This is a genomic window from Protofrankia sp. Cj3 (assembly GCF_917627355.1).
GTDB lineage: Bacteria > Actinomycetota > Actinomycetes > Frankiales > Frankiaceae > Protofrankia.
Genome location: NZ_CAKJTR010000151.1, coordinates 10,610 through 12,787, shown reverse-complemented (window position 1 = coordinate 12,787; position 2,178 = coordinate 10,610). Strand labels below are relative to the sequence as shown.

General features: G+C 69.7%; 2 protein-coding genes and 1 pseudogene. 1 reads left to right on the top strand and 2 read right to left on the bottom strand.

The window, feature by feature from the left end; genetic code table 11:
- Positions 1–394 (bottom strand): annotated as a pseudogene (locus MJ783_RS17855) (UbiD family decarboxylase domain-containing protein); the annotation flags it as partial.
- Between the two features lie 388 nt (positions 395–782).
- On the opposite strand from MJ783_RS17855, the gene MJ783_RS17850 reads away from it, so the two are divergent.
- Positions 783–1,187: a PLD nuclease N-terminal domain-containing protein gene (locus MJ783_RS17850; RefSeq protein ID WP_239311748.1), complete on the top strand. Its 405-nt coding sequence runs from the start codon at positions 783–785 to the stop codon at positions 1,185–1,187.
- Between the two features lie 73 nt (positions 1,188–1,260).
- On the opposite strand, the gene ccsB is transcribed toward MJ783_RS17850, so the two are convergent.
- Positions 1,261–2,178 (bottom strand): c-type cytochrome biogenesis protein CcsB (gene ccsB, locus MJ783_RS17845; RefSeq protein WP_239311746.1); only part of this gene is annotated, 918 nt, incomplete at its 5' end.

Genomic DNA, 2,178 nt, shown 5'->3' with positions numbered 1-2,178 from the left:
AGCCCTTGAGCACGACATGCTGGCAGGGCGCGGTGCGGACCATGCGAGGCGGCACTGTCCGCAGCGCCGCGGCCTTGCTGAGGGCCTCGCGCAGCCCGGTGAGCCCGACAGGCAGCTCGGGTTTGAGCATGGCGGCGATCCGGTCGCCGATCTCGTCGAGGCTGCTGGCTCCCAGCGCCGCGGCCATCCGCCGCTCCGTCCCGAAGACGTTGATTGCCAATGGCATGTCGGCACCGGCCGGCCGGTCAAACAGCAGCGCGGGTCCGCGGTCCCGGACAACCCGTGTGACGATCTCAGTGACCTCCAGGACCGGATCGACTGGGACGCGGACGTGCCGCAGGTCGCCGTGACGCTCGAGGTGAGCGAGGAACGCGCGCAGATCCGCCCAGGCCATGGCCACCATCCTTGCAGCGGGCGGTGCGGCCGGCCGCATTGCCGTTCGAGGCGGAAGGGGAGACGGGAGGAGACGGGAGAGCTCTCGTGCTCACCGGGAGCACGCTGGGACTGCCGCGGACGCGCGGCAGCCGCGGGTACGCATCCGGCTGCGGCATCGGTACCGGATGTGTGACGGGGGTATGGCTGTCCCACCCCGTTGCCCCGGGCGGACGCACCGCCGCTGCGGGGGGAATGGTTGACGGTACGGTCGAACAACGACGGACATGACCGCTGGGCCTGATGGACCACAACCGGCCGGTACGGTACGGGCAGGTAAATCGGGCCTCCGTGAGGTTCTGACAGCTGGCGCGATCGGGTAAGGGGGCGGCGGTACGGTGGTCGGGCTCGTGCTGACGCTGGTAGTTCTCGGGTTCTGGGTTTACGCGATTGTCGACGCGGCCGTGACCCCGGCCGCCTCGGTCCGTACGCTCCCCAAACTCGCCTGGATCGTGATCATCGTTCTGTTCGAGGTCGTCGGCGCTGTGGCCTGGTTCCTGCTGGGCCGCCCACGCCGTGGCGCCGGTGCCGCGCGGAACAGTGATCATCCGGCATGGGGCGGTCGGTCGCCCTGGACGGAGCGCCCCGGCATCCGCTGGGGTGACCCCGACAGGATCTCCGCCGGGCGTCAGTTTCCCTGGGCGCGCCGAGGCCCGGCACCGCCATCGGTCGCCCCCGACGACAACCCCGAGTTCCTGCGCGAACTGTCCGAACGGATCCGTCGCGGGGACGGCGACGGTACCTCCCGAACCTGAAAAGCCCGTCCCCGATCCGCCGCTCGAACGCCCTGGCCACTCGCGGAGCGGGTCTCGCACCGGGCCGGGCCTGTCAGTTCACCCCGGCGTAGGAGTGCAACCCGGAGATCACCAGATTGACCAGGTAGTAATCCACGAACAACGCGCTGAAACCCAACAGTGAGATCGCCGCGGCCCTGTTGCCCTTCCAACCGGCGGTGGCCCGGGCGTGCAGGTACGCGGCGTAGATCACCCACGTGATGAACGACCAGGTCTCCTTCGGGTCCCAGCCCCAGTAACGGCCCCAGGCCGCCTCCGCCCAGATCGCCCCGGCGATGACCGCGAACGTCCAGATCGGGAACGCCAGCCCGATCACCCGGTAGGTGATGCGGTCCAGAACCGCGGCCGTGGGCAGACGCATCATGATGCCACCACGCTTGCGCATCGCGGCGGACGCGCCGGCCCGCCCCGCGGCGACAGCGGCCAGCTGGTTCTCCCAGCGGTCCTTCAGCAGATACAGGACGGTCGTGACCGCCGAGAGCATGAACACGCCGCTGGCGACGATCGCCGCGGCCACGTGGATCTTAAGCCAGTAGGAGTTCAGCGCTGGGACAAGCGGTCCCACGGCGACGTAGAGCACCGTGCCGGCGAAACCCAGATAGAGAACCACCGGGAACATCACGAAAACACCCAGCCAGCGGACACGAGCCCGGGTCCGCGCCAGCATGACCAGGTAGGTTGACACCGCGACCAACGTGATCATGGATGAGAACTCGTACATGTTCCCCCACGGCACCCGGTGCGCGGCAAAGCCACGAGCCGTCACCGAACCCACCTGAGCCAGCCAGCCAAGAGCGGTCAGCGCCACCGCGATCCGGCCGATCCAGCGCACCCCGGCCGGGCCGGGTGGGTGCTCGCTATCCCCGGCCATCGCCGCGGCCAGTGCCGCCGCCGGATCAGTCATCGCGCCGGGTCCGCCCTGGCCGCCACCGTCAACGCCACCGTCAACGCC